The 26,587-nt window shown below is 44.7% G+C and carries 31 protein-coding genes and 1 tRNA gene; 17 read left to right on the plus strand and 15 right to left on the minus strand.

The genetic code is table 11. The annotated features are described in order from the left end of the window. Window positions 1–16: 16 nt before the first annotated feature. The gene (locus VF575_03550) at window positions 17–526 is read right to left on the minus strand and encodes a pyruvoyl-dependent arginine decarboxylase (protein ID HEX8182651.1); all 510 of its coding nucleotides are present in this window, start codon (window positions 524–526) and stop codon (window positions 17–19) included. 238 nt (window positions 527–764) lie between these two features. Between VF575_03550 and VF575_03555 the strand changes: the two genes are divergently transcribed. From VF575_03555 to murD, 3 genes are all read left to right on the plus strand, one after another. Then, window positions 765–1,145: a response regulator gene (locus tag VF575_03555; protein HEX8182652.1), complete on the plus strand. Its 381-nt coding sequence runs from the start codon at window positions 765–767 to the stop codon at window positions 1,143–1,145. Window positions 1,146–1,235: 90 nt separating this feature from the next. After that, a complete protein-coding gene (locus VF575_03560; protein ID HEX8182653.1) occupies window positions 1,236–1,619 on the plus strand; it encodes a response regulator in 384 nt (127 codons plus the stop codon). Beyond that, window positions 1,616–2,923 carry a UDP-N-acetylmuramoyl-L-alanine--D-glutamate ligase gene (gene murD / locus VF575_03565; protein HEX8182654.1) on the plus strand — a complete coding sequence of 436 codons (1,308 nt, stop codon included), beginning with the start codon at window positions 1,616–1,618 and terminating at the stop codon, window positions 2,921–2,923. The genes VF575_03560 and murD overlap by 4 nt, the downstream gene beginning before the upstream one ends. Before the next feature lie 2 nt (window positions 2,924–2,925). Here the strand turns inward: murD and VF575_03570 are convergent, their stop codons facing one another. Then, window positions 2,926–3,177: a hypothetical protein gene (locus VF575_03570; GenBank protein HEX8182655.1), complete on the minus strand. Its 252-nt coding sequence runs from the start codon at window positions 3,175–3,177 to the stop codon at window positions 2,926–2,928. A 15-nt stretch (window positions 3,178–3,192) separates the two neighbouring features. Beyond that, the gene (locus tag VF575_03575; protein ID HEX8182656.1) at window positions 3,193–4,029 is read right to left on the minus strand and encodes a bifunctional 5,10-methylenetetrahydrofolate dehydrogenase/5,10-methenyltetrahydrofolate cyclohydrolase; all 837 of its coding nucleotides are present in this window, start codon (window positions 4,027–4,029) and stop codon (window positions 3,193–3,195) included. Between the two features lie 94 nt (window positions 4,030–4,123). On the opposite strand from VF575_03575, the gene VF575_03580 reads away from it, so the two are divergent. Beyond that, window positions 4,124–4,200: transfer RNA gene (locus tag VF575_03580), tRNA-Lys, on the plus strand. 1,649 nt (window positions 4,201–5,849) lie between these two features. Here VF575_03580 and VF575_03585 read toward each other — a convergent pair. The 5 genes from VF575_03585 to VF575_03605 all read right to left on the minus strand — a co-directional run bounded on the left by VF575_03585 (window position 5,850) and on the right by VF575_03605 (window position 9,033). After that, window positions 5,850–6,218: a hypothetical protein gene (locus VF575_03585; GenBank protein ID HEX8182657.1), complete on the minus strand. Its 369-nt coding sequence runs from the start codon at window positions 6,216–6,218 to the stop codon at window positions 5,850–5,852. Between the two features lie 118 nt (window positions 6,219–6,336). Continuing rightward, window positions 6,337–6,558, minus strand: a complete 222-nt coding sequence (locus VF575_03590; protein ID HEX8182658.1) for a hypothetical protein — start codon at window positions 6,556–6,558, stop codon at window positions 6,337–6,339. Window positions 6,559–6,855: 297 nt separating this feature from the next. Then, on the minus strand, window positions 6,856–7,089 hold the full coding sequence (locus VF575_03595) for a DUF5659 domain-containing protein (protein HEX8182659.1): 234 nt from the start codon (window positions 7,087–7,089) through the stop codon (window positions 6,856–6,858). 374 nt (window positions 7,090–7,463) lie between these two features. Further along, window positions 7,464–8,444: a tyrosine-type recombinase/integrase gene (locus VF575_03600; protein HEX8182660.1), complete on the minus strand. Its 981-nt coding sequence runs from the start codon at window positions 8,442–8,444 to the stop codon at window positions 7,464–7,466. After that, entirely contained in the window at window positions 8,398–9,033 is a 636-nt protein-coding gene (locus VF575_03605) for a hypothetical protein (GenBank protein ID HEX8182661.1), read from the minus strand. Before VF575_03605 ends, VF575_03600 begins: the two co-directional genes overlap by 47 nt. 82 nt (window positions 9,034–9,115) lie before the next feature. On the opposite strand from VF575_03605, the gene VF575_03610 reads away from it, so the two are divergent. Next, on the plus strand, window positions 9,116–9,550 hold the full coding sequence (locus VF575_03610) for a GIY-YIG nuclease family protein (protein ID HEX8182662.1): 435 nt from the start codon (window positions 9,116–9,118) through the stop codon (window positions 9,548–9,550). Window positions 9,551–9,595: 45 nt separating this feature from the next. After that, window positions 9,596–10,411, plus strand: a complete 816-nt coding sequence (locus VF575_03615) for an HNH endonuclease signature motif containing protein (protein HEX8182663.1) — start codon at window positions 9,596–9,598, stop codon at window positions 10,409–10,411. On the opposite strand, the gene VF575_03620 is transcribed toward VF575_03615, so the two are convergent. After that, the gene (locus VF575_03620) at window positions 10,359–11,408 is read right to left on the minus strand and encodes a DNA cytosine methyltransferase (GenBank protein HEX8182664.1); all 1,050 of its coding nucleotides are present in this window, start codon (window positions 11,406–11,408) and stop codon (window positions 10,359–10,361) included. The two genes, VF575_03615 and VF575_03620, sit on opposite strands and share 53 nt — an antisense overlap. Window positions 11,409–11,486: 78 nt before the next feature. On the opposite strand from VF575_03620, the gene VF575_03625 reads away from it, so the two are divergent. Next, window positions 11,487–11,903: a very short patch repair endonuclease gene (locus VF575_03625; GenBank protein HEX8182665.1), complete on the plus strand. Its 417-nt coding sequence runs from the start codon at window positions 11,487–11,489 to the stop codon at window positions 11,901–11,903. 15 nt (window positions 11,904–11,918) lie between these two features. Here VF575_03625 and VF575_03630 read toward each other — a convergent pair whose 3' ends face one another. From VF575_03630 to VF575_03655, 6 genes are all read right to left on the minus strand, one after another. Next, window positions 11,919–14,177 (minus strand): S8 family peptidase, encoded by a 2,259-nt coding sequence (locus tag VF575_03630; protein ID HEX8182666.1) that lies wholly within the window; start codon window positions 14,175–14,177, stop codon window positions 11,919–11,921. After that, on the minus strand, window positions 14,167–15,243 hold the full coding sequence (locus tag VF575_03635; protein ID HEX8182667.1) for an ATP-binding protein: 1,077 nt from the start codon (window positions 15,241–15,243) through the stop codon (window positions 14,167–14,169). The genes VF575_03630 and VF575_03635 overlap by 11 nt, the downstream gene beginning before the upstream one ends. A 222-nt stretch (window positions 15,244–15,465) precedes the next feature. Then, a complete protein-coding gene (locus VF575_03640) occupies window positions 15,466–16,197 on the minus strand; it encodes a hypothetical protein (GenBank protein HEX8182668.1) in 732 nt (243 codons plus the stop codon). Window positions 16,198–16,242: 45 nt separating this feature from the next. Next, window positions 16,243–16,761 (minus strand): NUDIX domain-containing protein, encoded by a 519-nt coding sequence (locus tag VF575_03645; protein ID HEX8182669.1) that lies wholly within the window; start codon window positions 16,759–16,761, stop codon window positions 16,243–16,245. 2 nt (window positions 16,762–16,763) lie between these two features. Continuing rightward, the gene (locus VF575_03650; protein ID HEX8182670.1) at window positions 16,764–17,855 is read right to left on the minus strand and encodes a DegT/DnrJ/EryC1/StrS aminotransferase family protein; all 1,092 of its coding nucleotides are present in this window, start codon (window positions 17,853–17,855) and stop codon (window positions 16,764–16,766) included. A 216-nt stretch (window positions 17,856–18,071) separates the two neighbouring features. Next, window positions 18,072–18,884: a Gfo/Idh/MocA family oxidoreductase gene (locus tag VF575_03655; GenBank protein HEX8182671.1), complete on the minus strand. Its 813-nt coding sequence runs from the start codon at window positions 18,882–18,884 to the stop codon at window positions 18,072–18,074. A 159-nt stretch (window positions 18,885–19,043) separates the two neighbouring features. On the opposite strand from VF575_03655, the gene VF575_03660 reads away from it, so the two are divergent. The 10 genes from VF575_03660 (at window position 19,044) to VF575_03705 (ending at window position 26,550) form a co-directional block, all read left to right on the plus strand. Then, window positions 19,044–19,586: a non-canonical purine NTP pyrophosphatase gene (locus VF575_03660; protein ID HEX8182672.1), complete on the plus strand. Its 543-nt coding sequence runs from the start codon at window positions 19,044–19,046 to the stop codon at window positions 19,584–19,586. A 118-nt stretch (window positions 19,587–19,704) separates the two neighbouring features. Continuing rightward, a complete protein-coding gene (locus VF575_03665; GenBank protein HEX8182673.1) occupies window positions 19,705–19,941 on the plus strand; it encodes a helix-turn-helix transcriptional regulator in 237 nt (78 codons plus the stop codon). Beyond that, on the plus strand, window positions 19,934–20,425 hold the full coding sequence (locus VF575_03670) for a hypothetical protein (GenBank protein ID HEX8182674.1): 492 nt from the start codon (window positions 19,934–19,936) through the stop codon (window positions 20,423–20,425). The genes VF575_03665 and VF575_03670 overlap by 8 nt, the downstream gene beginning before the upstream one ends. A 106-nt stretch (window positions 20,426–20,531) precedes the next feature. Next, window positions 20,532–21,104: a hypothetical protein gene (locus VF575_03675; protein HEX8182675.1), complete on the plus strand. Its 573-nt coding sequence runs from the start codon at window positions 20,532–20,534 to the stop codon at window positions 21,102–21,104. A gap of 174 nt (window positions 21,105–21,278) precedes the next feature. Then, window positions 21,279–21,587 carry a DUF5663 domain-containing protein gene (locus tag VF575_03680; GenBank protein HEX8182676.1) on the plus strand — a complete coding sequence of 103 codons (309 nt, stop codon included), beginning with the start codon at window positions 21,279–21,281 and terminating at the stop codon, window positions 21,585–21,587. A 134-nt stretch (window positions 21,588–21,721) separates the two neighbouring features. Further along, window positions 21,722–22,180: a hypothetical protein gene (locus VF575_03685; protein HEX8182677.1), complete on the plus strand. Its 459-nt coding sequence runs from the start codon at window positions 21,722–21,724 to the stop codon at window positions 22,178–22,180. 788 nt (window positions 22,181–22,968) lie between these two features. Further along, window positions 22,969–23,961, plus strand: a complete 993-nt coding sequence (locus VF575_03690; GenBank protein ID HEX8182678.1) for a hypothetical protein — start codon at window positions 22,969–22,971, stop codon at window positions 23,959–23,961. A gap of 114 nt (window positions 23,962–24,075) precedes the next feature. Next, window positions 24,076–24,606: a hypothetical protein gene (locus VF575_03695; GenBank protein HEX8182679.1), complete on the plus strand. Its 531-nt coding sequence runs from the start codon at window positions 24,076–24,078 to the stop codon at window positions 24,604–24,606. Between the two features lie 142 nt (window positions 24,607–24,748). Continuing rightward, the gene (locus VF575_03700) at window positions 24,749–25,270 is read left to right on the plus strand and encodes a hypothetical protein (GenBank protein HEX8182680.1); all 522 of its coding nucleotides are present in this window, start codon (window positions 24,749–24,751) and stop codon (window positions 25,268–25,270) included. 314 nt (window positions 25,271–25,584) lie between these two features. Continuing rightward, window positions 25,585–26,550, plus strand: a complete 966-nt coding sequence (locus tag VF575_03705; GenBank protein ID HEX8182681.1) for a glycoside hydrolase family 43 protein — start codon at window positions 25,585–25,587, stop codon at window positions 26,548–26,550. Window positions 26,551–26,587 lie beyond the last annotated feature (37 nt).

Raw genomic sequence — 26,587 nt, forward strand, 5'->3', positions numbered from 1 at the left:
GTAAGATTAGACGGATCTAACTGATGAGCGTAGCATTGTTTTGCCAGTCACTCGACTGGTATACGGCAACAACCATGGCGCAAATTGGAGTACCCGTACATATCCCGCCTGTCACTTCCATATGAATGGGGCTAAAGTCGATTCCACGGGTTTTCATAAGCGCGTTCAAGCTATCTTCAATATCGCGCCGCACAGCTGTTTCGCTTTCACCTTCGTGTTCAACGAACAAGCCCTTGTTTGTTTCGGGATCTTGCACCCAACCAATGCCAGCCCACGCTTCCACATTAGGCGTATCAACGCGGTGTTCAGCCATAACAACATACAGTCTGTCACCCCAACCGCCTGGCATGAGGCTAGGTGGAATAGCTGTTCCTGATTGCTGGATTGTTACTTTCGAATTAGGAGGGATTACTGAACTTAGGCACAGAATATTGTAGTTAGCGATACCGGTAATATTGAGCGCTGCATCGAATGCTGCAAGCGTTGTAGGACCGGTGCCGATTCCAGATGCTAGTTGTATATTCATTGGTTGATTTGACATAGTGTTATATTAGCATTATTGTTACAATTTGTCAATAAAGTTATACTCATCGATAAATTGAATTATCTGATCTTTGGGTTATCCAGTTTTTCGGAAACCTCGAGTTATAAAAAAGGCGTACAGACCTGTGTGATGTCTGTACGCCTTAGGCTCGTAATGTGCTGATAACTAGTGGCAATATAGCACGCTATGTGGTACAAAACAAGTACACGGAGTACACGGCATGAACAACGGACAACCAAAGCGTGTCCTTCTCGTGGAGGATGACGAACCTATTCGAGCATTATATTCCCTGAAGCTATCGCAGGAGGGATTTATCACGACGACGGCCAGCAATGGCCAGCTAGGGCTGCAAGCGGCGCAGCGCGATATGCCCGATTTGATACTTTTAGACCTGCGCATGCCCGTCATGAGCGGCGACGAGATGTTGGCCCATATGCGAGCGACGGATTGGGGCAGCAGCATACGCGTGATTATACTCACGAACATCAGCAAGAGTGAAGCGCCCCACGCGCTGCGGTTCCTGCATGTCGACCGCTATGTCACCAAAGTCCACCACACACCGTCACAGATTGTGGCCATTATTCGTGAAGTGCTCAGCTAGCAGCCGGGCGACGTATCGGTTACCAGCGCATAATGGCCCTGGTAAGCCGTTTGTTGCACTCCTTGAACCATATCGTATACAATACCCTTCATGACACAGTCTCACTACAAAATTGCGATTATCGAAGATGACCAGGCTATTTCACAGATGTACCGCTTCAAATTTGAGGCTGAGAATTTTACAGTTAACACCGCCGAAAATGGCAAGCTCGGCTTGGAACTGATCGAGAAGATGAAGCCGGACATTATTTTGCTCGATATTATGATGCCGGAAATGACAGGCGACGAAATGCTGATCAAGCTGCGCGAGCTACCATGGGGTAAAGACATCAAAGTCATCATCCTGACCAATAAGGGCGAGCAGGAAATTCCAGATTCTATCAAGACGCTCAATGTCAGCGCCGTGGTACTAAAATCGGACATGACACCACGCCAAGTCGCCGAACTGGTCAAAAAACAACTCGCCGCGGCATGAAGATAGCGATTCTTGGTTACGGACTACAGGGCCGCTCCGCATACGACTATTGGAAGTCGAACGACAACCAGATTACAGTGTGCGACATAAACCAGTCCCTTGAGCTGCCAGCAGACATCACGCCTCAGCTTGGTCCCAACCACCTGCACGAGCTCGACCAATATGATCTGATCGTCCGGTCGCCGATTGTACATCCGCACGATATTGTGGCGGCCAACTCACCTGAAATTTTGCGTAAGGTTACGACGGTTACGAATGAGTTTATGAATATCTGCCCGACGCGCAATATTATCGGCGTGACCGGTACCAAAGGCAAAGGCACCACCAGCACTATGATAGCCGACATGCTTGCGGCAGCCGGCAAAACGGTCCACCTGGGCGGCAACATCGGCACGCCACCGCTCGACCTGCTAAAGAATGGCATCCAGCCAGACGACTGGGTAGTATTAGAGCTGGCAAATTTTCAACTGATTGACCTAAAAGTATCGCCGATGATCGGTGTCTGCCTGATGGTCGTCCCGGAACACCTCAACTGGCATGCCGACATGGCGGAGTACGTGGCAGCCAAACAGCAGCTGTTCGTATGGCAAACGTTTGATGATATCGCGATTTATTATCATCGTAATGAATACTCGGTGACTATCGCCGGAGCCGGCAACGGCGCCAAGCTTCCCTACTTTGCGGCACCCGGCGCGGTCATCGACGAGGGCTGCATTAGTATCGGCGGGCAGATCATTTGCCATACTGATGAGCTGCAGCTACTGGGCGAGCATAATTGGCAAAACGCCTGTGCCGCCGTCACGGCTGCTTGGCAAATTACACACAGCGTTACGGCGCTTCGAAGCGTCCTGACAACGTTTACTGGGCTTGAGCACCGGCTGGAGCACGTCCGTGAACTGCACGGCGTCAACTATTATGATGATTCATTCGGCACGACTCCCGAGACTGCTATCGTTGCCATTCAGGCCTTTGCGCAGCCAAAAGTCATCATCCTGGGAGGTTCTGATAAAGCTGCCGATTACAGCGAGCTGGCAGCCATCGTCAAGAAATGTAATGTTCGCAAAGTAGTACTGATCGGCGATCAGGCCCCGCGCCTACAAGCAGCCTTAGAAGCTGCCACATTCACCGACTTTGTCGCTGGTGGTTCAAACATGGACGAGATTGTCCAGACTGCTCGCAGTGCCGCCCAACCAGGCGATGTTGTACTGCTGTCAACCGCTTGCGCCAGTTTTGATATGTTCAAAGATTACAAAGACCGCGGTGACAAATTTACATCGGCAGTCGAGAAACTATCTACCGGTTGAATTTAATATTCTAGTACGAATTTAGTAGCGTTTTGCCCTAGATCAGCGTCATTAAGGATGAGGCGTCCGACGCCATCTCCGACAAAATCAGGCGTTACGGCGCTTAGGACCTTCCGGCTATTCGCGGTGAGATCAGTTATATTCGCAGCGCCAGTCAGAGCGACCAATGTGAGAGCGCCGATGGCGAACGCTTGTCTCGGTGTCGGTAGATTTTCAAATATATCGTGGTTACCTGTTCGAGAAACTATCTTCATAGATAACATAGTACACTATTCTGCTGATTTGTCAATGCTTATGCTTTTCTGCATTGTCTCGCGAGCCGCCCGGATGACATTGTCGAACAGAGCGCAGATGGTCAATGGGCCGACACCGCCCTTGGTTGGTGTAATCGTCAGATCATCGCGTTCGTAGACCTCCGCAGCCAAGTCGCCGACAGTCTTGCCCTGCTCGCCGGCCACACCAGCGTCAACGACAACAGCACCGTGCTTGATCATGTCCGGTGTAATCAGTCCGGGCCTGCCGGTGGCTGTGATAATGACATCTGCGGCCAGGCAGCTGGCCTGGATATCTGGAGTTTTGCGGTCAACTACTTCGAGATCAATTCCAGAACTGTTTAGCATTCGCTCAAGCGGTTGGCCGACCAGCTTGCCTCTGCCGACGAGCACGACTTTTTTGCCCTTCAGGTCGATATTGTAGCCGGCCAGCAGCCATAGAATTGCCATCGGCGTCGCCGGATCGTAGATGATATCCTGCCCCAGTCCATCAACATCTTTAATCGGTAAGACAGCATTGACGATCTCGTCGGTTTGCGATGGATCTTCAAGCGGCAATTGCACGATGATGCCATGCACCGCCGGGTCGTTATTGAGCGCGGCAATGGTTGTTAGCGCTTCCGATTGCTGAATGCGGTGGATGTCGACGTCAATCAGAATGTCAGCACCGTATCTGGTTTTCATACGCATGTAGACATCGATGGCCGGGTGTTCAATCGTTACGACAATTGCAAGTTTCGGGAATATTTCGTGGGCTTGCCGCAGCGCCCGGACCTGCCGGGCTTGGCGCTCTTGAATAAAATCCGCTAGTTCGCGGCCATTTAACATCTTCATCACAACTATTGTAACAGATGCGGCCCCTTGCATGTGTGATAGCCCCGGACTTGCAATAACAGAGGTATTTTGCTAAAGTAGCACAGTTATCTATGGGCCAGTAGCTCAGCTGGTTAGAGCACCTGCCTCTTAAGCAGGGTGTCGAGGGTTCGAGTCCCTCCTGGCCCTCCAAGATTCGAAAACTTGTTCCAAAGCCGTTTCTTTATCCTTAGAAGCGGCTTTTTGGTTGGTTCTAGCCCAGAGGTAGCGTTTTTCAAGCTCCGGATATTGCTTACCGATAGGAATAAGCCATTCATTCGGTTCTACCGTAAGCAGTCTGTCTTTCAACACCAACTTGGTGCCAAGCGTTAAAAGTATATCCCGTTTTACCTTCAGGTCTTTGGTTTCCCGGAATCTGATTTGGGCATATGTAGCAAAATCAAATGCCTTCTCTGTAAGCTCCATCCATTCATCTGCCCTATCTTCGGTTGTACGCAGCAGCTCATCAACCCTAAGCCGCTCTAATTTGAGTCGGTTCTTTTGCTCCGCATACTCTTCATCATCAATCAAATCACGTGTCCGCATATCGATAAGTTTGTCTAATTGAGTCTGGATTTCTTGGCGGCGCTTTTGCTGGGCTGCATAGATTTGCGAGCGGCTTTTTATCTCCGTTTTGTTACTTCGGCGCAAGATTTTCAATGCTAGATCCCGAAACTCTGGCAGTATTGTGTACTTTCCTAGCTCGCTGTCTATCTGTTCCTCAAGCTCCTTGAGAGTTGTGTATTTATTCTGAGTACAAGGCCTTACGTCACTTTTCCTTGTGCAACGATAATAAACGTATGTAGTCAGGCGGCCGGTACTTTTCACCATCTTATCTTTGCATTCTCCTACAATAGAGCAGCCACACTCACCGCAGACCATGATACTGGCGTAAGCGAGGTCATCGCCTCTATCGCGTGGCTTGCCCTTATTGCCTAGTAGCTTCTGTACATAGTCGTACTCTTCCAGCGTTACCATCGGCCGCTGATTGCCAGGGTATACCTCGCCATTGTGGCTTATCAGACCCGCGTAGAAGACGTTGTTGAAGATTTTGTACATCATACTCGTCGTCAGTGGCTTGCCGCCAATCTTGGCCGACCTACGGGTCTTAAACTGCCATTCCTTGTTTGCTATGTCCCGAATCTCTGCGACAGAGTGTCTACCGGACGCCAGCATGACCCACATCTGCCTAATCATGTCGTACCGTTCTGGATCTATGTCTGTCTTGGTGACGAGCTTATTGTCCTTGGGTTTTATGAGCGGCTGGCCATCAGCATCCATTACCGGAACTTTGCGATATCCTTGGGGGACCTGTCCGGGACGTTCCTGCATCAATGCAACTTTCTGTTCCATGCCGCGCTTTACATCTCTTCCTTGCTTAGATGACTCATATTGCGATTGGCTCATTACCATCTGCAACATCATTATGCCTTCGGCCGAGTTATCGAAATTGAATGAACAAAACTTCAAATCTTTCATCTCACCGGTTCGAAGCATGTATGTTATCTCAGCGGCCTCAATCTCATTGCGGCTCATTCTGTTCGGATGCCAGCCGACTAGGCCGTCAGCTTCTCCGGCTTTGATTCGGTCTAATGCCTGCCGGAATAATGGCCGATTGCCTGGTTTGAATGCACTTCGGTTTTCTTCGATGAAATCCACAATATCCAAATCTGAGAAATGCTGAGCAATCTTTGATTTTTGTGCCGAGAGAGATAACATCTGTCGATCTTCTCGCTCTTCAGACTTGCGGATATAGGCTATGTACCGGTTGCGCTTGTTAATCATTAACTTTATTGTAGTCTTTATTTTTCTGGAGTTGCCATAACCAATTTTTCCACCCCGTATTCTTCATTCATTTGAGTGGAGCCAATGGTGCGTGGTCCAATGCGAAAGCTCAGATTTTCGACTGTACCGTCTCTTACAAGTTGTAGCAGCTCTGGAGTAAAGACTTGTTTAACAAAGCGTATAAGCTGCTCGGCCATATCAGTCTCATCTTCGTAATCAAGTATGTTCACCTGTTCACAGGCATAGCCCGATGATATATCGGCATCTACAGATACCCATGAAGCATTTTTTGGCTGGTCTGTATCAATCCTGTACTTCAATTTTCCTGCATAACTCATTACATTCTCTTCTAACAAATCATTAGTTTTATCAAAATCATTATTCACTTCCATCTCCTTGTATAGTTATCCAATAACGGTAATCAATATTTGATATCTTTAGGACTAGCTTGATAACTAACCTAATAGATATATCTATATAGATATCAGTTATCTATATAGATGGTCATGGCGGAAAGATATCGTCTACATTAAGCTCGGTATCCTCGATGATTTCCATTTCATTCAAATATCGGTCATAAGCCCGCAGCACTTCGTCTTCTATCAGTTGCTTAAGCAGGCTAGTACCTGGGAATTCCAACGGCGCAATCCAACGGTTATAAATAGGAAATTTTGGCATCTGCACCCATGGCTTGCCTTGCTCGGCGTACTTCGACGAACGTCTCACAGTTATGCTTGTAATGTATAAGTCTAAATCGGGTATATGGATTTTGACGTAGTAAACGCCCTTATCACTGCGTTTATATACGCTCCCGTGTATTTTAGATAAATCGACTCGTATTATTTGTCCGTCCATTTTCATCTCCATTTACATATGCGCTCTTCTTAATTGGTCGGTATACAAGCTCCATCTGTCTTACGAGCAGAGTCAGTTTCTTGAAGGCATCCTTCCTATCTATTGGCCTGCCGAACTGCTTTTCGTACAAACCCTGGAATTCGGCCACATCCGCATCCGTAATCATAACTAGATCCCAGCATGAAGCCTGCCTTTCACAAGCTTGGCATTGGTTAATATCGTCCTTGGATTCAGGGTGAGCCTGTCCTGGAAAAATGCCTCGGCGTCATGCCTGATATGGCTGGCATGCTCAAATTGAAATAAGGCACGCGCGGGATTACTTTTATCAACATAGATAAGCCGATACCCTAATGCTGAAAGGGTTACGGCGAGTTGATAATCTGATGTGTCGAATGTATTCATTTGCAGCCTCATTTCCGCCATTTCACCAGCAGTTCATGCTAGAAGCGGACTCAATGCTGCCCATACTAACCACCAGTTTCTGAAGTGTAAAAGTTTATTAGACAACAATCTTGACAAAGCTCGTAAACTCTTGATAACTCTTGGATATTGTTGTCGCGCTAATATTTAGGGCTTGGAATTGATATTATCGGTCGTTCAGTCGTTTTTACACCTTAAACCAACATGAAAAACGGACGTAGAAGTACAGCTACTACTTAGGGAGGCGTTAACGGAGACGACTTAGGCGCAATGATGTTAAAAGCACTTCAATCGACTTGTTTTTGCTACTAATTCAATTGGTATGACTGGCAGGAGGCTAGGAAACGTTTTGCAACCTAAAGCACGCCGGTGAATATACGGTCATGTATCGGATACTGTGCTTCGTGGAGTACCTCATCGTTATAAACCTGGAGCATCGCTAAGTTCTTATGGCGAGTAAACTGCATCACCCTGAACAAGTCTCCCCGATAAGCCTTAACAAGCTGCGTGCAGTAGTAATGCCTAAAGCCATGAACGGTCCGGTCTATCTCCAGCCTTTCCAATACAGTCATGACTATGCGCCGTAGCCCTCTAGTGGTTAAGGGCATGCCGTAAGAACTGTTACTGGTGCTAAAGAACAGTGGACCGCTCGCGACGGCATATTCAGCGCAATACAGCCGAAGGATTTCAATAACCGCTTCATGCAAGTGCACAGGCTGCTTATCATGCTGTCCCTTTCCTTGAACCATAGCCCTAGAGTTGTTGAAATCAATATCCTCATACCGAAGCCTGCATATTTCGATTTGGCGGAAGCCCTGGTAAGACAACAAAAGCAGCAGCGCATATGTGCGAATACGTCGGCTTGTAAGCGGTTGCCCATCATGGAACCAGTCCCTAATCTTTTTGATGTCGCGGCTATCTAATCCATTGGTCTTGTGGAGACCACTTTGCTTGAAGTTCTTTACCCCTACCGTGATGTCACGATCCAACATGCCCCTCCGGTAAGCTTCTCTCAGAATCAGTCGTGCAACGGTTAGACGTTTGTTTTTGGTAGAAACACTCGTGGAGTTATCAGTGGCAAGAAGCCGTTTATAGTCGAGCAACGAGTTAATATTCACTCCCTGCATCTGAAGAAGATGCATGAATTCAATTGAGCGTGCCTGATATTCAAGCTGGGTTTCAAAGCTAATGTCGGCCTTACTGAATACTTGCCCGAGAAACCGCTCCAAGAGCGAATATTCAACCAAGCTGGTCTGCAACATCGATGAGTTCGGCTTTATGCGCTTCACGTTATTCACCGCTGGCTTCCAGTACCGGTAATTGCGACTCTGAATCATCCTGTCCCAGTAGCTCCTTATACTCCTCCCAGTATACAAAGAACTCCTCATCCGGATACTCGTCCGGGTCAAGCCTACCGTACCTGTCCCATAGATACTTAGTCTTTTGCCTGCCAGCGTCCGTACCGCTGAATCTGTCGTCATACGCTCGGCCCTGTTTTTTAGCAATAGCACCTTTGGCTGTATGTAAATCTAGCGCAAAACTTGGTATGACCTTGGGGCATTTCTTCAAAGTGCCTACCGCTTTACTCCAAAGGTAATCAACTTCCACGCCGAGTGGCTCCTCCCACCACTTGGTAGCTCTGGCCATTCTGGCGACTAGAAAGAATATATGGTCTGTTTCATTCACTTTGCCCGCCATCTGATATACGGCGTATGCTCGCATTACGATAGCTTCGTCGAAGATGTCTTCTGCCGCCATGATCCACAGCTGCTTCGTTACAATCTTCTGGCCTGACGGGCTTCCCGTCAAAATCACATTCGCCCAATAGATAGCATCCTCGACCATGCCTAGTTTGATACACTTCCGAAGTGCCGACACTACTTCATAATAATCGTACTGATTTAGCTTGGGTTGTGCATATGACATAGTGGGATTCGCCTCTGTTACTATAAGCGTATTCTGCTTGCACCATGCTCCAAGTCAAGTGTTATTTGTTATGATTATGGCAATGGAAGCAAACATAGAAACAGAGCTGACAAAACACTACTGGCTATATGCATTAAAACTTGAGGATGACAAATACTATGTCGGCATAACAACCAAAGCTGACCCTGGTTCAAGGATAAAAATGCATGGTGGCTTTTACGGTGCTAAATGGACTCATAAACACAAGCCAGTTGAAACGCTTGAGACAAGAGAACTTGGTTTCGTTACTGAAACTGAAGCGGCTAGGCAGGAGCAAGTACTTACACTTGACTACATGAAGCGGTATGGCTACAAAAACGTCCGTGGCGGCACGCTAAGTTATAGCGGCAATTATACGAAACTTGGGGACCGTTATTTTACTGAGGAGCAATGGTACGCGTTCCGAGCGGTCAGTATTTTAACTTTCTTGATGCTGCTCACACTTATTGCCATCTTATTTCAGAAGTTCAGTGACTGACAACCATAACCGTTAACGAGCCTTTCGTGGCATAATAAGACTAATATGCAATATGACCTACCTGACCCAGATTCCGAAGAGCTTCTCGAATTAGTGCACAATACATCAGAACGAGGCATTTACAGGGCTTTATACGAGAATCGTGACCGGTCTCTGACGATGGCGCAAATCCGTTCAGAAATGGGCCTACAATCTGGCGAACAGGAACAGCTAGGACGACGGCTTAGGAGCCTGTATGCCAACTTTGAAATTGAAGGTAGTAGAAATGGGAATGATTACCAATATAAACTCGTAGCAAGACGTGAAATCGCCCTCAACACAGAATCCATCAGTAATAGGGTCAGGGCGGAAGTTCTCCAAGACCAGCGGTGTGTGCAGTGTGGTAAAACACCTAGCGAAGACCATGTGCGGTTGCATGTCGACCACAAGATCCCACAGGCATGGGGCGGTACAAACGACATAGAAAATCTTCAAGCTTTATGCTCCGACTGCAATGAGGGTAAGAAAAATTTGTATGCCACCTATGATGAGTTCGCAGACAAGATTAAGTTGGCTGCAAACTATGACGAAGTCCACCAGCGGATTGGCGAATTATTGAAGGCTTTCAATGGCAAGCCAGTGCCAGCTGAACTCGTCGAAATTGTGGCAAAGTCAAAGCAGTATCAAGACGACTGGCAAAAACGCATGCGTGAGCTTCGAGAACTTGGCTGGGAGTATTCATTCACTAAGAAACGTGAGGGCGACCGAGTACGGTCTTCGTTCATACTGGAAAAATGGAATCCCTGGCCGGAAGGCAGTATCCGTGCAGCTATAAGGCAGCAGGAGCTTCGGAAGAAACAAGCCCAGCCGGAATCTGACTAGCGTCTTCATCCTCATCATCAGTAGTCGTAACAGTCGTTTGAATAGGAACCATCAGCAATGCATTACTAATTGCGGTACCGACTTGAGCTGCGACTGGCGGCGGAAAGGCATTACCGACTTGCTTGTAGGCGCTGGTCTTGCGCCCTGCTAGCTTCCAATTTTTAGGGAAGCCTTGCACTATGGCCGTCATTTGAACCGTTAGTCGTGGCATGCCTTCGAAATCCTCATGAGGAGCCTCGTCTGCTACACCCTTGCCGTCAACACCCAATTTTGCCCATGCAGCCTTCGCTCGTGTCGGGCCTAAATCAGCTCCGCCATGCTTCTTGGATCCTCCTACTAATGTAGGAGCAACCTTGTTAGCCGTCATTTTCCATTCGTCGGCAAGTTTCCAGCCGTTACTAGCCATTTCTTCATACAGCGCTTCACCTACAGTAACTTGATCTTCTATGGGGCGTGCATCCGGCCATTTAAAGTATTCCCAGTATTCAGGACGTAAAGCAACTAGTATGGAACGCGGCCTCAACTGTGGAACGCCATGACTAGCAGCCTGGATTAGTTTCCATTCAGCCTTATATCCCAGTTCTTTAAGTCTGGCTAATATTTTTTCCCGGTAATCTTCAAACTTGGGGTCTAGCAATCCACGAACATTTTCCAATAATACAGCCTTAGGCTTTGTGTCCTCTACGAGCTTCAGTGCGGCAGGAAACAAGTCACGCTCATCTAAGTGGCCAAGCTGTTTGCCAGCATGGGAGAACGGAGGGCAAGGCACGCCACCAGCTACTAAATCGACACCTGCGTAAGGTTTGCCGTCAAATTTGTTAAGGTCTTCCTCGATGACATTCCACTCAGGTCGGTTCAATTTAAGGGTCTCGCAGCAGCGAGCATCATATTCAACTAGGGCAACATGGTCGAAGCCAGCCATCTCTAATCCTAGAGCCTGCCCACCGGCTCCCGCACACACTTCAATAGATGTCAGTTTCTTCTGCTTTTTCCCCATAATTCTTACCCTTTCGTACTATCTACTATACCAATAAATGACTAGCTATAAAATGGCGGCGCAAATAAAATCAAGTGTATGGCCGACATGTATACCCCAGAAAAACGTAGCGACATTATGTCCCGCATCCGTTCAAAAGAAACGAAGGCCGAGAAAACGGTATTCCGATATCTACGGGAGCAAAAAATATATTTCCAGAAGCATTACACCAGAGCACCCGGCAAGCCTGATATCGCTCTGCCTCGTAAGAAGCTTGCCGTGTTCATAGACGGAGACTTCTGGCATGGCCGCACATTCGACAAAGTTGTCTTGAATCATGCGCCGGACAGTTACTGGGTCACGAAGATTACTCGCAACATGGAGCGTGACTATCAGCAGCGTGCTTCATTAGAGGCGGCAGGATGGAAGGTGCTGGCGGTATGGGATAGTGACTTGAATCGCAAGCGCACACAAACTCAGGAATTGGAACGAATCGCTGATTTTCTTACAAGTTAGACTCCTGATTACCCCTTAAACTTCCACGCTTACGCCGACTTCAACATCAATCATCTGAGATATTTCCTGATATATGTCAGTAGCCTCATCATGCACCATATCTTCGATAGTAATCGCAACGCTATATGACTGAATTAGGCTTGCGTCAACCTGGTCATTTAACGCCTCCGCCGTTACTTCAAGCTGCCAAAATACACCCATGTGCTCCCTTGTATTTTTTTCGACTGTCGGATAGCTTTTAACATTTGCTTTTTTGGCAGCCCCATCAAGATAGCTTTGAGTCGTGCCATTATCAACGGGCTGGTCATCACTCCTGACAATCTTCGCAGATATTAAGATTGGATTGTACAGTCCAGGCGCAACTGGATTAACAAGAGGGTTATATACCAGCGTCTTACGCAATCGCAGCCTTTTGCGCGATGAACCCGCCAATGCGGCCGGAATGGGTATCTTAACCCGTTTGCGACTATTCACCTTTATCGTGTCCTCAATGATAATCGTGGTCGATGTGCTCAGTGAGTTCAGCGTACGGTCAAGGTCTGGAAGGCCATGACCGGTTAAAGCTTTAAGCATATTTTCGTCACTAATCTGGGCTGATGCCAGCGGCTGCGCGAAGTGTATCAGCAGGGCTTTTAATGAGTTTGCGGTGTACGCCGGGTACTTTTTGGAAAGCACGGCTAGATCGTGAGCCACCAGTGGTGTAGCGAAGCTAGTCCCAGGGCCACGGATGAGCCCACCGTCTGGGTGCGCCATATAAGGACCGTCATCCTCAGATGAGAAGTTTGTGTCAAAGTTAGAATCATAATGCATCAAGTCAGGCTTGACGAGATGATAGCCCTTTGTCTTCAAGAATCCTCGACGAGTAATAGGCGTTGGTTCCTTCGGGCCAGCTAATGAGTTGGGACTAGACCTGTACGCAATCGAGCCAACGGAAATTGGATTAAGCCCATCGGCCGGTGGCAATACGCAGGTTATCGGGTGATTGAAATAGTTTGGGTAGCCCATGTCCAAAACTTGGTCAATCACGGGCTGAGGCCAGCCAGTAAACAGATTTCCTGCCGATACTACGAAGATGCAATTATGCTTTACGGACAGTTCATCAAATAGTACAGTGAGCCGATGAATTTTCCGACGGTCATAAAATCCATAATTATTGACTGAGAAATTGGCTATAAGAACTCTATCGGGAGCAGTGTTTTTTTGAACTGCATCAATTATTGCCTGCTCGTTTAGTAGCCTCTTCCCATTTACGAGTGGAAAGACATTGATTGGTCTAACCTTATTGTCCATTACTAGCCGGCCACTCGAATTGAGCTTTGTGCCATGAACTACAAGGCTGGCGACCTGGTTGCCGTGCGTTTCGCCGCCGGTTACATACTCATCGCCAACCTGATCCATGCACGCAGGGGCTAACAACTCATGGTCGGTATTCACTGGGTAGTCGAGTATCAGCACGGGGTTGCTACCCTCAGTCTCATCGACCAGCTCATAGCTTCCGTCCATGGCTTTTTGAGTACCGCTGCTCAGTATGACCTCGATTGGCTTTTCGATGCCAATAATTCCCGAATACGAAGCCACTACTTCTTCTAATTTGTCCTTGTCGATGTGCACCCTACAATAGTGAACCAGCTCAGTATTAACCTCACTAATGAAGCTGTCGCCGAGCCAGTCCTGCATATCCTCGAACTTCCTGGCACTTGTAGCTCGGTCATCACCAAAAACTATATCGATATATTCTTCATCTTGCTGAGCTTCAAGCTTGGCGAGCAGTTCGGGGTCAGTAACTTCCTTTACATCAAGCGGCACCAGCTCCTCGATAAGCCCAAACTTGGACCTACCCTCGTCTGTCTGTATATAATTATCGAGATCCAAGCTCAATTGTTCGTAGTTAGACCTCGCCTGTCGTGGCAACCGACGATTACTGACCTTACCAAGCACAACCTCGTTGGTATGCTCCTGACCCTCTGGAGTGTCATCGTATTTTGCATACACTGCAACACCATAGCGCTTAATAAGACCTTTATTCGCCGCACCTTGGAATCGTAGCTTAATATCCACTACTTCCTTGTCTGAATCGAGCCTCTTCTGTGGCAAAACGGCTTCTTCGTACCGCTTCAATTTGTTAACTTCGCTTGCAAGCCGGTGTTTATAGGCAGCCTGGTCAGGAAAGCCAGGTAACGGTTGGCCGAATGGCGTCGGAGCGGTCGGCGTGTGTGTCGCAGGCGTACCGATTAAAGAATTAGGAAGTCGTATATGGTCGTATTTACTTGGCATAATTTATAAGTGAGTTACGATGGATACCCAAGAAGTCTGCGACGTCTGACTTTGTCACATTGCTAGTTAGATACGTCATCAATTTTTTAAGCATTTCGGGATTAGTATCATGAATCTTCTTGATAATGTCAGCCGTTAGTATCCCATCAGTCGTCGCCGCTTCAAGTATGTCGGAAATGTCCCCAAGATTTTTTTTATTGATGTGAATGCTGATTTGAGCAGATTCGAAAACGCCCTTTATGGCATCGACTGTCCTAAGATTGGCCGCAAAAAGCAAATCAACAAGCAGGGTTTTCTCCACCGGCTTAACTTGTAATTGTTCCTTGAAAACTTCCTCGAGCAAAAAGTCCACATAGTCCTTTATATCTTTTTTGGTAAGTTCTGGGATATTCAGCTTAATGGGAAATCTTCTTAGAATTGCAGGGTCAATCGTGTCAACAAGATTGGTCGCTACAATCACTATTCGGTCGCTCGATACTACGTCAAGGGTCTGTATCAGCGAGTTCACGATCCTTTTCAATTCACCAACGTCATTAGTGTCCGAGCGGCTTTTAGCGAAAGCATCGAATTCATCGATGAAGATTATCGAATTGCCCTTATCTTCAAAAATGTTCGCCATATTTTTGAGCGTCTCACCAAACTTGAAAGATATAACGTCTGATACTTTCACATATTCCAGTTTCCTATTGAGTCGCTGTGCAATGTAGAATCCGACCGTAGTCTTGCCAGTGCCAGGAGGTCCATACAAGAGAATTTTATTGAATTTACCCTTTAAAGAAGCGGGCATTGTCGGATCTTCACACAAATTAACGAGCTTGTCCAACCGTTTTTGCATTACCTTATTGAACCAAAGATTCTCTTGAGAAGCGCTGTTCTGTCGGGTGTATCCCGAGGCCATTACCACCTGGTTTTCTTGAGATTCGATAATCTCCACTAAGCCGTGATAAAGGCTGATTTTCTTCTTGTTGGCGCTGTCAGCTGCCAAAAATTTAAGGTAGTCAAGTAGGGCGACCTTGTCTCCCGACAAACCCAGCTTTGCCAAATTGATTACAGATTCAGTATTCATAGTCCGCCCTTCTTTTGCACAATTTTAGTATAACTCTTAATATTTGTGCAGTAAAGAATCATAACCGATATTTTTATCACTTAGGCATTAGGAGCTCACCATACCGCCATAATTCATTGCCGCCATGCTAGCTGGCGGATTTTCGGTAAGTTTAGTCCTGATAACCTCCACGATGGCCCTCCAATAAGGTTATGCTTAGAACGGAGTCAATACTTCTCTGTTTTAAGATTCTAACATGAGTTTAAAATGATTCAGTAAGCGTACCGCTGTCTTACGTACATCTGAGCGATTATCATAGGTTTGATTTTCGTCCACTACACTGTCTACTACGGCTCTGGCACAGTCGTAAGGGTTGGCCGTAGAGTTATCAATTAGCGAAACATCATTCTGGCCTAAAGCCCATTCTATATTGCTAATTCCTTCTTGTAGTCGTTTTTTAATATTATCTTCATCGCCAATTATAAGACGTTCCTGAACTCTTTCTTTCCAAACCCCAGGCTCTACAGCTAGACAAATTTTAGCCAAGCTTTTAAATGGTAAGTCTTCAAGTTGCGGTATTGAACCCGGTAAGGCTTCAAGCAGACAATACCTGGTCGCATATTGATCGGCATGAGAACCATACACATCACCTGTAGTGGGATGTACGACATATTGCACTATCTGGCCTTCTTTGATCTCAGTTGCTATCTTACGAAGGGCATCAGTTGAGTTTCCTCTGAAATCATAGGCATCCTCACCTTCGGTTGGTCTTATGCTGCGTGTCGTAAAACAGCGCACACGACTAAAATCAGTGTCGATATCACATATAGTCTTTGAAATTGTTGATTTACCAACCGCAAACGGCGCAACCATAGCTACCAGACCTACTCGTCCAATCTGATCCACTATTTCTGAAGCTGGCTGATAGATTGATTCTTCTCGGAGAATCCCTTGCAAAGCTTCTGTAGCATTCATGAGAGTAGAGTACGAATATTATTTATAACAGTCCCGTATAATCTACTATATTCTGCTTTGCTCATATGTGAATGGCTCCTCTCTTTCCAGCTTTTCTAACAAATTTATAGCCAACGTCTGCGTAGAGAGAAACATCGAGGTATTATCACGTATTTCTTGTAAGTTAAACCAGCCTATATCATTTGATTCTTCTACTCGATGCATTATGGAATCATCATCAACTACACCAACATAACAACAGTCGAGATGATAATGCTCGGCCTCGTCTTTTCGGGCCGGGATAAGCTGCTCAAAGAAAAATTCTGGTGGTAATAGCCACGTGGAGTCAGTACCAGGTACTTCACGATTAATGAAAGAAATGAGTTTAGGAGTAGTTTGCGTCTCCTCAAACGTTTCTCTGAGCACTGCCTCTACGGGATTTTCATAGTCTTCGACGTGCCCTCCTGGAATCATCCATCTATCAAACTTCTTATGATGAACAAATAGTATTTTCCAGCCCTTACTAGACTTGTTCATCACGAACATACTCGCCGTATAGTGTTTGGTTCTTTGATCGCTATTCATGTTCATACTCCTTGTTTTATTAAACCCTCGTTGAATGTATCAGCTATATAGCTTAAATCATCTTCGCTCAGTCCTTCATGGGTTGGCAACGTAATTATAGAACTAATAAGCCTTTCAGCTACCTCACATTTTACTTTAAACTCATTAAATAAGGGCATCTCGTAAAGCGGTTTATAATTATATGCATAGGTATCAGAAACAATACTGTGTAAATTTAAATAATCAGCCAATGCACTTACATTAATAATGGAATCATCCAAGACTACTGCCAATGAATAGTAGTTACTTATTCCGGCGACCTTTACTTCGTACGATAGGCTAGGCAATTTAATCATTTTGATGATTCTTTGAGCATTGCTGGTTCTAGTTTCAATTTTGTCGTCCAGCTTACTAAGCTGAGTTATCCCTAATGCTCCATTTATCCCACACAAACGGTAATTGAGTCCAAACTCAACACCATATTCATACGATGTACCTACACCAAATGATCGGTAGCCAACCAGCGCTCTGCGCATATCCTCGTCGTCGGTTAAAATAAATCCCCCCTCTCCAGTCGTAATCATTTTGCGTTCATGCGTACTGAAGATCGATATGTGGCCGCTAGAACCCATAATCTTTCCATCCGCAAGCTTACTCCCGTGACAGTGCGATAAATCTTCAATTAATGTAATACCCCTTGCCTGGCAAAAATCTTTTAGCTCGTTACTATTATTTGGATACCCCCACATGGGTACATTCAATAAAACTTTGGTTAAATGAGTTATCTTTTTGCTTATGTCGTCGATTGATATGTCGAAATTCTCAATTGATTTAAGGTCCACGAATACCGGCTTTGCACCGAGACTCAGTATGGGCAAAATAGACATTATAGGGGCTGTAGGAGGAAGCATTACCTCGTCCCCATTCCTTACACCTGCTACATATAGCGCCATCACAATCGCTGATGTGCCATTTGAACAGGTAATTGCGTATTGTGTTCCAAAGTAGTCAGCGAGTCGACGTTCATATTCATCAATAAATGAACTCTTGCCAGAAATAACATCACTTTTAAGGGATTTACATACATATGCAATGTCTTCATCAGTGATATTCACGAAGCAGTTTCGCAGTATATTCATTTTTTATACTTCCCGTTTAATTCAGTTGATAGATATGAAATGATCTCATATGTTGGCACCATACTCTCTAGACTATTTTTAAAACTCAAACCACGACGTACGTCGCGAAAGAAATTGTCCAGCTCGTTTGAGAATCCTGCATTTTTGGCGGAGGAAGATAGTGGAGAATTATTGAAATTCAAAGACGGCGCTTTACCAAAAATAATTCTTTCTTTCTACTTCGGCAACAATCTTCATCTGATTTATATTGTCAACGGAGGCAACAAGACCGTTCGAACCGTAAATTTCTACCCGGTGTTCAAAATACGGATAATATGTGCTGCACTTCAAAATGCCAATGGTGCCGCTAGTAAAGTCAAGAATTACATCAACAAAAAGAGGGCTGTCGTGCATGGACGAACGAAACGATACATCTCTGACCTTTCCTCCGATCTCTAACATTTGGTGCAATGGGTGAATAAGTTGAGCTAAGAGAAAAGAATCTGCTATGCTTTCGTATCCCCAAAGTGGTTCACGAGGCTTGCTAGAATGGTGGTTAATCTCGATCCTAGTTATATCACCAAAATACGCTGTATCCCGGATGATTTTGGTTAGCGCACCTGACATCTCTGTAAAGCCGAAATTCATACCGACACCCGTCATTGCGGAGCGATATTTTTTGTTCAAATCAATCAATTCCGTTAACTGCTCGATATTCTCTACCGGTGGCTTCTCCACAAATACATGCTTGCCTTTTTCTATTGCTTTCTTGGCAACCAAGTAATGCACATTTGGGTGACTTGCGACTATTATAGCTTCGATGCTGGGGTCGTTAACTAAATCTACGTAGTTCGTATAGGTATTTTCAACGTTATATCTGCGGGACGCTGTTTTCAATTCTTTAGTATCGATGTCACATATTGCCATAAGATTTGCAAATGAGGAGGTTAGAACTGCTGGGATTAAGTTATCGTTACTTTGTTGACCGATACCAACCACACCAACTTTGACTAACTGCTTGTTCATATCTTAGATAGTATATAAATTAACATTGTTTAGTTATAGCCAATTTCATTTTATTATCGGTAGCTACTAATCTAGTTGCAATAACGTCTACGATGGCCCTCCAAGCATAAACATTATGAGATCTCTGTATATCAGAGGTCTTTTTGTTATAATTCGTAAATGATCGATATCACGTTTATAACTGGCAATCAAAATAAAGCTGATTACCTAGCAAGATATTTGGAACTCCCCGTCAAACATCACAAGATGGATCTGGACGAAATCCAGAGCTTAGACTTGCGCACCATCGTGAAGCACAAGCTATTACAGGCCTATGATGAAGTGAAGCAGCCAGTTCTCGTCGAAGATGTCTCTCTTGAATTTGAAGCATTAGGCAGGCTGCCTGGTACATTCATAAGATTCTATGTCGACGAAGTACCCTTCGAAACTATTTGTAGAACTTTGGATGGACTCAGTCGTAATGCCACGGCTAAAAGCATCTACGGCTACTACGACGGCACAAGTATGGAATTCTTTGAGAGCGGCATGAAGGGCGTTATCGCAGACCATCCACGAGGCGAGAATGGCTGGGGCTGGGATAAGATATTCATACCTGTCGGCTACACGCAGACGAGAGCTGAACTGGATGAGGAAGAAGATAAGAAAACTTATATGATAATTAAGCCTTTTGATAAATTGAAGGCTTTTCTTGAAAGCAAATAGTTCCAATAGCGTCTACAATGGCCCTCCATACCGGTTATGTTTAAACTCCTCTTTTTGAGGAGTTTTTTTATTTTTCTAATTGACTTTTTGTTATGTTAACGCAATAATTCGTTATGTGATGATACACAACAGAATCGCATTGTTACGAACTGCAATGGGCATGTCTCGTCAGGAACTCGCCAAGTTAATAGACGTTAACTACCAAACAGTAGGATTTATAGAACGCGGCGACTATTCACCGAGCCTTGAGTTAGCTTTCAAGATTGCTAAGGCTTTTGATACAGATATTACAACCGTTTTCTCAGACAAACCTTTCGAGCCGCTATTCACTAAAAAGGAGAATGATAATGGTTAAATTAACTGCCCCGATACATGAAGTATTTCCTCCAAACGGAAAGCTCGCAAAAACATTAACTATCATGTACATTTTGTCGCTAATCGTAGGAATCGCTGCAATAATTCAGTCCTACAACTATGTTTTCTTCAATGAGAGAGCAATCGCTTTACAAAATACAGGGCGTTTTATGGGGTTACTACAAATCGTACTTCTTCCCCTGATATCTGGCATACAAAATGATACATATCGCGCTATACGATTAAAAAAGAAGCAATTAGACGAGCGACAAATCCAAGTCAGACGAAGGATATTAGAAAAAAGCTACGCTTTTATGACAGTCGTGAGCATTGCCTCACTTTACATTGTGGTTTCGAGTAAGGATTGGGTAATACAAATGCAGCTACGCCCCTTCGGCAATGACATGCTTTGGTTGCCTTTTTACGTTTCTCTTCTATTCTTCGCCCTGCCCCCTATTTTTGCCGCCTGGCAAAAAGACAGCTAAGTATCCATTGAAATTTGGATTTTGGTTGCGATAACGTCTACGATGGCCCTCCAAGCATAAGCACTATAAGATACGCCTAAACTGACTTTTCTGGTATTCTATTTACATGAAATTAACCAAAAAAGGTTTGTTAATTGCTTATGCGATTATATTCATGGCTGCGATTATCACGGGAATTGTATTTTATAATGCTGCTATAGGTGACGACAGTACCAATATTTTTAGTGTCATTTTCGGATGGCAGTGGCTTTACCTTGCTATTTTTAGTTTTATTATTCTATTGGGGGCAGCCCTCAGCAAACGCAAGAACTCATATACTATACCTGGAGTCATCTTAATTTCGCTTACGATAGTTTTTCTACCAGCCCGCTTAGTGGAATCAAGCCATTTGTACGTCACTGGCGGAGCAGGCCCTTCCGGGCCTCACTTTGCTTGTTTAACGTGGAAAAACTCAGCGATAAATCTTCGTAGCGGAGCCTATGGAGATAATTTAGGCTTATGTACCCTTATGTCCATTCCTAGTTATAACAAATTTCTTATCGATAGAAGTATTGATGCCGATAGTACGTATGCAACAGCAACAGCTTCGTATTACACTATGCTAGCAATAAATCAGATGATTATTCTGGTTGGCGGATGGTTTTCCTATCGTACTTTGTCAAAATCAGCTGGATCTTAAATCATAAGTTTAGCTCAAATAGCGTCTACGATGGCCCTCCATTTCGGTTATGATTAAACGTCACACGGGAGGTTTTCTACAATTATTTTAAGTGTGAACGTGCAGGTCGCTATCAACTGAGCCGTTAATCTAATTGCAATAGTCACCAGACTATCTCTGCGGTATTATGTACAGATGGTAAACATTGACGAAAACTGGCTAAGCGAGCTTGGAGTAATGGCATCTAGCGAGAAGGAAACCGAAGCTTTGCTGGACATCATTGAAGAAGAGCTTGAAATTAGAGTCGGAACGAAAGTCATAAACAGCATGAACAAAACCCAGCTGGAAGAATTTGAGAAGCTTGACGACGACAAACGCGAAAGCTTTATTGACAAGGTCTTTCCAAATTACGATGAGGTTGTCGTACAAGAATACAATTTCATCGGTTACCAGATCACGAAGTCAAAAGACAAAACCGAACTTATTAAGAGTTGGGCTGCGTAATCGTCGTCAACTGATATTTTTCATAATTTTATGCACTAAGGTCTGCGATGACGCTTTAAGCATAGACCTTTTGAACTGACATAATCATGAACTACTGATTTATGATACGCATAAATTTATGATACGTTAGGCCTATGGCAAGCATACGCATAAAAGGCAAAACTTCTGTCAGTCCGGAACAGTTCATAGCCTCTCTGACTGACTTTGGGCCAAATAGGGAAAAGGTTTGGGGAAATAGTCAGTCAAGATTTATGGTTGTACATGACCGAGGAACCACATGGACCGAGGTAACAGAAGGCTCGAACTTTTTAGGGGGCATGTGGGAACGGGTGCATTACAACTGGTCGGAACCAAATACCATAGTTTTGCGTACTATCACTAGTAATGTCTGGAATGACAAAAGCGGCTGGCAGTACCAGCTGAATGAGGCGCCAGATGGCTCTGGCACTATGATCGAGTATACGATTACGCGTTTTGCGAAGAACAGAAAAGGACGCTGTATACTCATCCTGATGCGGATTATTGGTAAGCCTTTACTTACCCGAAACTTCCGTCAGACATTGAGGGCCATTGAAAAAAGTGTTACTTATTAAAAAATCACGACCACATCACATCTTTGCAGCAGGTCAGATCACATTAGGCATCTGTTTGTTACTATGCCTAATATTGGTGCCTCGTTATTTCTTTTCCTTGAACCAGGGTGGGATAAGTAATTACGGCACTGAACCACAAACGAAGTGGCTATACGCCGCCGGTTTCAGTGGCGCCACGATCGGTACTATGCTAGCGGCCATAGTACTGCCGAAAGCCACAAAGCGACGATTGCAATTACGGTTTATTCTATTAATTCTGAGCGCCCTCTATCTGGTAGTCATGGTCAGTACTTTTTCCTATAAGCTCAGCCCGTCATTCCAGCAATTTCATGAATTATCTGCACTTGTTCTGTTTATTAGCATGCTTCTAACCTCTCTCTGGTTGAGGTTTATTGCAGTAAAAAACAGCTACATAAATCGGTTATTCATATTTTTATGCATATGCATGGCCCTTGGTGTCCTCAATTACCTTGAAGTGTTACATATATTGTTCGTCATTGAAGTGGTAACTGGTGTAATATTTGCCTTGCAGCTGACACATTGGTTGCAAACTTCAGCAGCACGCTGATGTTGTAGTAGCTTGCATTTGTTCCGATAACATCTATGATGGATCTCCAATCCGGTGAGTCTTTGATTAAGTTAGCACATACACGGCAAAAACCTCCTCCTACCCACTTGCGGTTTCTTTTTATGTCGAACCTACCATAGTTGAGACGGTATAAAATGACAATAATACGACTTGCAACTGGTTGCTTTTATAAATATTTTATTATATTATATCGTGCATTATGAGTAATGAAGCGATGAAAATATCCGATGGATCAATACTTTTGTCGCCGGGTCGTCGTATGTGCGCTTATGACGACAGCAATCGTTATCTTGATGCTATGGAATTACACTTCGAAGAAATAAAGGAACATGGCTTTAATTCTGTACTACTCTGTATTACAGAGGCGGATTTGGCTCAGCGAACTGCAATGTATCCAAACAGATCACATATCTCTAAAATGTTCGAGCTTGCGCATGACCACGGTTTATACCCTGGCATAGACCCTTGGAAGCTCGGCAATATATTCGGTGGCGAGGCGATGAGCGGACTCGGTACTCAGACACTGCATAAAAACGGCCGAATAAAGGAAGTTGGTATCGCAGACCCACATCGGCAAGAAACAGTAGACCTAATGGAACTGTTCCTCGACACGGCAGCAATAGCCAATACAAAATATGTGTTTTTCGACGAACCAAATTTCGGTCCTGAAAGCACTGCCGCAGAAATAGAGTTCATAGATAGATGGACGGAGTATGCCCATAGCTTGGGTATAGCCACTTCAGTCTGTCTCACGTCCGGTAGAAAATTACATGCACTCGCCGAAAAAGTCGTAGCTCTTACTCACGTTGACGAGATAGCAACCGATCCGATATATAGTGGTCCTGCCATTGTTTCCCTTCTTCCTGGCAGCAATAATGACTCAGTTGAAACATATGTAGGTAATGCTGCTATGACAGTCAGTAAAATAGCACAGGACGCAGGCAAACAAGCGGCCGTATGGATTCAAGGTCATATTATCGGGGATGGACATGAACAAGTAATTGTTCATGATGGAGCTACTGAAGCTGCCAAGTATGTAAAAAATCTGGGATTTTGGGGATTCAGAGGCTGTACCACATATAGCAATATTTCTTCCGTCAACCCCGAACTAGTGTGGCAGATTGCTGGAAGAACCTTTAGCGAACTAGCAAAAACCACTCCACAATATTCTCGGCACGATGGTGAATTATAGTTTGAATTCCGATAGCGTCTACTATGGCCTTCATGGCACTTGAATTCTATCAAAAATACATTTCCTAATTTAGTGACTCCATTATTTCAGGTCCCCTTTGCTATCATATAACCTATGACTAATCAATTTGCTGAAATGCTATCCGTCGGAGGAAAATCAAACTCACTCGGCAAGGTGTCTGAAATCATTGATGCGACCCTCAGTGACCAGTCCCGACTTAACGAGTTATATGAATGTTTATTTGACGATGATGCATGGGTAAGAATGCGCGCCGCCGATGCGATTGAAAAAGTATGTCGCCAAAAACCTGATTGGCTACTATCGTACATTGATAAGTTCATAGCAAAATTAGCAGAAAGTAACCAGCCATCGATACAATGGCATTTATCGCAAATCTATGCTCAAGTTGATTTAACACTTACTCAAAAGCAATTTGTTATAAAATGGCTTGAAAATCTTTTAGCTAACTCCCGGATCGACTGGATCGTCGCAGCAAACGCAATGGACACGCTTGCCCAATTTACAAGAGACGGTTCTTTTAAAAAAGATAAAATGCTTGCTTTACTCGCAATCCAGCAGCAGCATAAATCTAACGCTGTCGTTCGGCGGGCTACTAAACTGCTTACGGAATTATCTGCAAAATAAAAGCAGCTATCTGTGTTTGCGCAGATCAACGAATCGATAAGCGGCACGCACTATTCTTGTTGATACGAAGCTTGCTATAGTCATTCAAGAATGAGTATTATGAAAACCCCTGTCACGGAAGTGTATTTGTTATTATGTAGGAATGTCAGAAATACATTCAGACGCAGAACGGGCACCAATTGGCTTATCGAAGAATGGTATCCCTGTTTGGTACGACAAAACATCTTCTCATGCTGCCACCCATATAAATGATACCCCTGATCTCGAAGCACTCGCAGCAGAGATTACAAGAAGCACAGAACTAAATGGTGATTATATGCAATTTCATACAGATATGGGCCGCGTTGTCGGTACTTCTGATTTAGTTGATGTTGAGCCTGGAGACAAACTGGTTTATGCGAAACGATTAAACCGAGAAAGCTATACGGTGTTCAACTTGTCTAAGTTGCCACAGCCATCATCATTGGTAACAACAGCGTATGAGGCCAGCAAAGACGGGTCTTATGAACTTATAAGTACGTGGATTGGGCCAAGCGATTCTCCATCGTTCCCAGGAACTGAACGAGAAACACCCGATAGCAAAGAATTTTGGGCGAAACATGCGCTGGCGTGGGGAAACCAAGCGATTCAACCAACTTCAAAAACCGATGTTTGCCCTTGGTAATATTTCGTTTTTAGTTCCAATAATAACTACAGACGTCATCTGCAATAGTCTAAAACGGACATAAAACTACTCAGCCTTAGAAAGCTAAGATAAATACACAAGCTCAGCCAGTAACTAATCTTATATCAAGACACTGTCAAACATTACAATCAGCTTCTGTTACTGAAAATCAACACACCAGCTAGCCGCAAAGTCTTTACGATTTCAGCATTTAGATTTACACTAGCATAGCAAGCATAAGCAAAATATAAATCGTTTGTTATATCTATAGATACTTTATTGACAAATATATAAATTTATGATATAATAACTAAATGAAAACAATGTTAAATATAAAAACACAATTACGTCGAATTTATCATCCAAAAACAGCTCGTCAAGTTAGCGGAGTTTTACTCGATTCTGGCGAAGATCCATGGGTTACAACCTACGCAGGTATTTCATACTTCTGTACTGTCGATCGGGACAAAAGAGGTATTTCAGTATCAAAATTTGAAGAACTATCAGAACTGCCTGAATCCGAATTAAAATCAATTTGGCCAGCCACCCAATCCGAACTGCCACCGTATAAAGAAATTTGGGCCCCTGAACTACAACGAGTCGACGACAAATGGTATGTGTACTTTGCGCTCAATAATGGCGATCCCGGCGAAGAACGGATGCACGTACTAGAGGCGATGACCGATAACCCGCAGGGCAAGTATGTCTACAAAGGCAAGATTGCGGCAGAAACTGATAGGTGGGCGATTGACGGATCAGTCCTAACGCTGCCAGGTTCAAATGAAAAATATTTCGTATGGTCCGGGTGGGACGGCGTCATGAATGAGCAACAAAACATATATATTGCCGCTATGGCAGATCCCTGCACGCTCAAAAGTGACCGGGTTTGCATTTCAAAACCAGAGCATACTTGGGAAAAACAAGGCTATCCGTATGTCAACGAAGGCCCTCAACCCCTATGCAATGACCAGGGTGATACATTTATTATCTACTCTGCCAGTGGTAGTTGGACGGACGATTATTGTCTTGGCCAGCTTCGCTTGGTTGGAGATAATCCACTTGATCCAGCTGCCTGGGCAAAACACTCCCAACCGGTTTTTAAGAAGACTGACACCATATTTGGCCCCGGCCATTGTTCGTTTGTCAAAAACAAGGACGGCACTGATAGTATCGTCTATCATACTGCCCGCGCAAAAGGTTCGGGTTGGGACCGCCAGATCAGGGCGCAAGCATTCACCTGGAACGCCGACGGTAGCCCCGATTTCGGAAAACCCCAATAGTCGACATTAGGCCTACACCTCAACAATCTAAGCTGAT

The sequence above is a fragment of the Candidatus Saccharimonadales bacterium genome (assembly GCA_036388415.1).
Taxonomy (GTDB): domain Bacteria; phylum Patescibacteriota; class Saccharimonadia; order Saccharimonadales; family UBA4665; genus UBA4665.

Coding starts and splice junctions, on each gene's coding strand:
- VF575_03640 (HEX8182668.1), bottom strand. CDS start 16,197: ATGAATGCTACAGAAGCTTTGCAAGGGATTCTCCGAGAAGAATCAATC.
- VF575_03595 (HEX8182659.1), bottom strand. CDS start 7,089: ATGAATACATTCGACACATCAGATTATCAACTCGCCGTAACCCTTTCA.
- VF575_03660 (HEX8182672.1), top strand. CDS start 19,044: ATGATCGATATCACGTTTATAACTGGCAATCAAAATAAAGCTGATTAC.
- VF575_03615 (HEX8182663.1), top strand. CDS start 9,596: ATGCAATATGACCTACCTGACCCAGATTCCGAAGAGCTTCTCGAATTA.
- VF575_03555 (HEX8182652.1), top strand. CDS start 765: ATGAACAACGGACAACCAAAGCGTGTCCTTCTCGTGGAGGATGACGAA.
- VF575_03705 (HEX8182681.1), top strand. CDS start 25,585: ATGAAAACAATGTTAAATATAAAAACACAATTACGTCGAATTTATCAT.
- VF575_03605 (HEX8182661.1), bottom strand. CDS start 9,033: ATGTCATATGCACAACCCAAGCTAAATCAGTACGATTATTATGAAGTA.
- VF575_03670 (HEX8182674.1), top strand. CDS start 19,934: ATGGTTAAATTAACTGCCCCGATACATGAAGTATTTCCTCCAAACGGA.
- VF575_03600 (HEX8182660.1), bottom strand. CDS start 8,444: ATGATTCAGAGTCGCAATTACCGGTACTGGAAGCCAGCGGTGAATAAC.
- VF575_03690 (HEX8182678.1), top strand. CDS start 22,969: ATGAGTAATGAAGCGATGAAAATATCCGATGGATCAATACTTTTGTCG.
- VF575_03645 (HEX8182669.1), bottom strand. CDS start 16,761: ATGAATAGCGATCAAAGAACCAAACACTATACGGCGAGTATGTTCGTG.
- VF575_03685 (HEX8182677.1), top strand. CDS start 21,722: ATGGCAAGCATACGCATAAAAGGCAAAACTTCTGTCAGTCCGGAACAG.
- VF575_03560 (HEX8182653.1), top strand. CDS start 1,236: ATGACACAGTCTCACTACAAAATTGCGATTATCGAAGATGACCAGGCT.
- VF575_03675 (HEX8182675.1), top strand. CDS start 20,532: ATGAAATTAACCAAAAAAGGTTTGTTAATTGCTTATGCGATTATATTC.
- murD (HEX8182654.1), top strand. CDS start 1,616: ATGAAGATAGCGATTCTTGGTTACGGACTACAGGGCCGCTCCGCATAC.
- VF575_03625 (HEX8182665.1), top strand. CDS start 11,487: ATGGCCGACATGTATACCCCAGAAAAACGTAGCGACATTATGTCCCGC.
- VF575_03655 (HEX8182671.1), bottom strand. CDS start 18,884: ATGAACAAGCAGTTAGTCAAAGTTGGTGTGGTTGGTATCGGTCAACAA.
- VF575_03635 (HEX8182667.1), bottom strand. CDS start 15,243: ATGAATACTGAATCTGTAATCAATTTGGCAAAGCTGGGTTTGTCGGGA.
- VF575_03700 (HEX8182680.1), top strand. CDS start 24,749: ATGTCAGAAATACATTCAGACGCAGAACGGGCACCAATTGGCTTATCG.
- VF575_03550 (HEX8182651.1), bottom strand. CDS start 526: ATGAATATACAACTAGCATCTGGAATCGGCACCGGTCCTACAACGCTT.
- VF575_03610 (HEX8182662.1), top strand. CDS start 9,116: ATGGAAGCAAACATAGAAACAGAGCTGACAAAACACTACTGGCTATAT.
- VF575_03570 (HEX8182655.1), bottom strand. CDS start 3,177: ATGAAGATAGTTTCTCGAACAGGTAACCACGATATATTTGAAAATCTA.
- VF575_03620 (HEX8182664.1), bottom strand. CDS start 11,408: ATGGGGAAAAAGCAGAAGAAACTGACATCTATTGAAGTGTGTGCGGGA.
- VF575_03665 (HEX8182673.1), top strand. CDS start 19,705: ATGATACACAACAGAATCGCATTGTTACGAACTGCAATGGGCATGTCT.
- VF575_03695 (HEX8182679.1), top strand. CDS start 24,076: ATGACTAATCAATTTGCTGAAATGCTATCCGTCGGAGGAAAATCAAAC.
- VF575_03630 (HEX8182666.1), bottom strand. CDS start 14,177: ATGCCAAGTAAATACGACCATATACGACTTCCTAATTCTTTAATCGGT.
- VF575_03680 (HEX8182676.1), top strand. CDS start 21,279: ATGGTAAACATTGACGAAAACTGGCTAAGCGAGCTTGGAGTAATGGCA.
- VF575_03575 (HEX8182656.1), bottom strand. CDS start 4,029: ATGAAGATGTTAAATGGCCGCGAACTAGCGGATTTTATTCAAGAGCGC.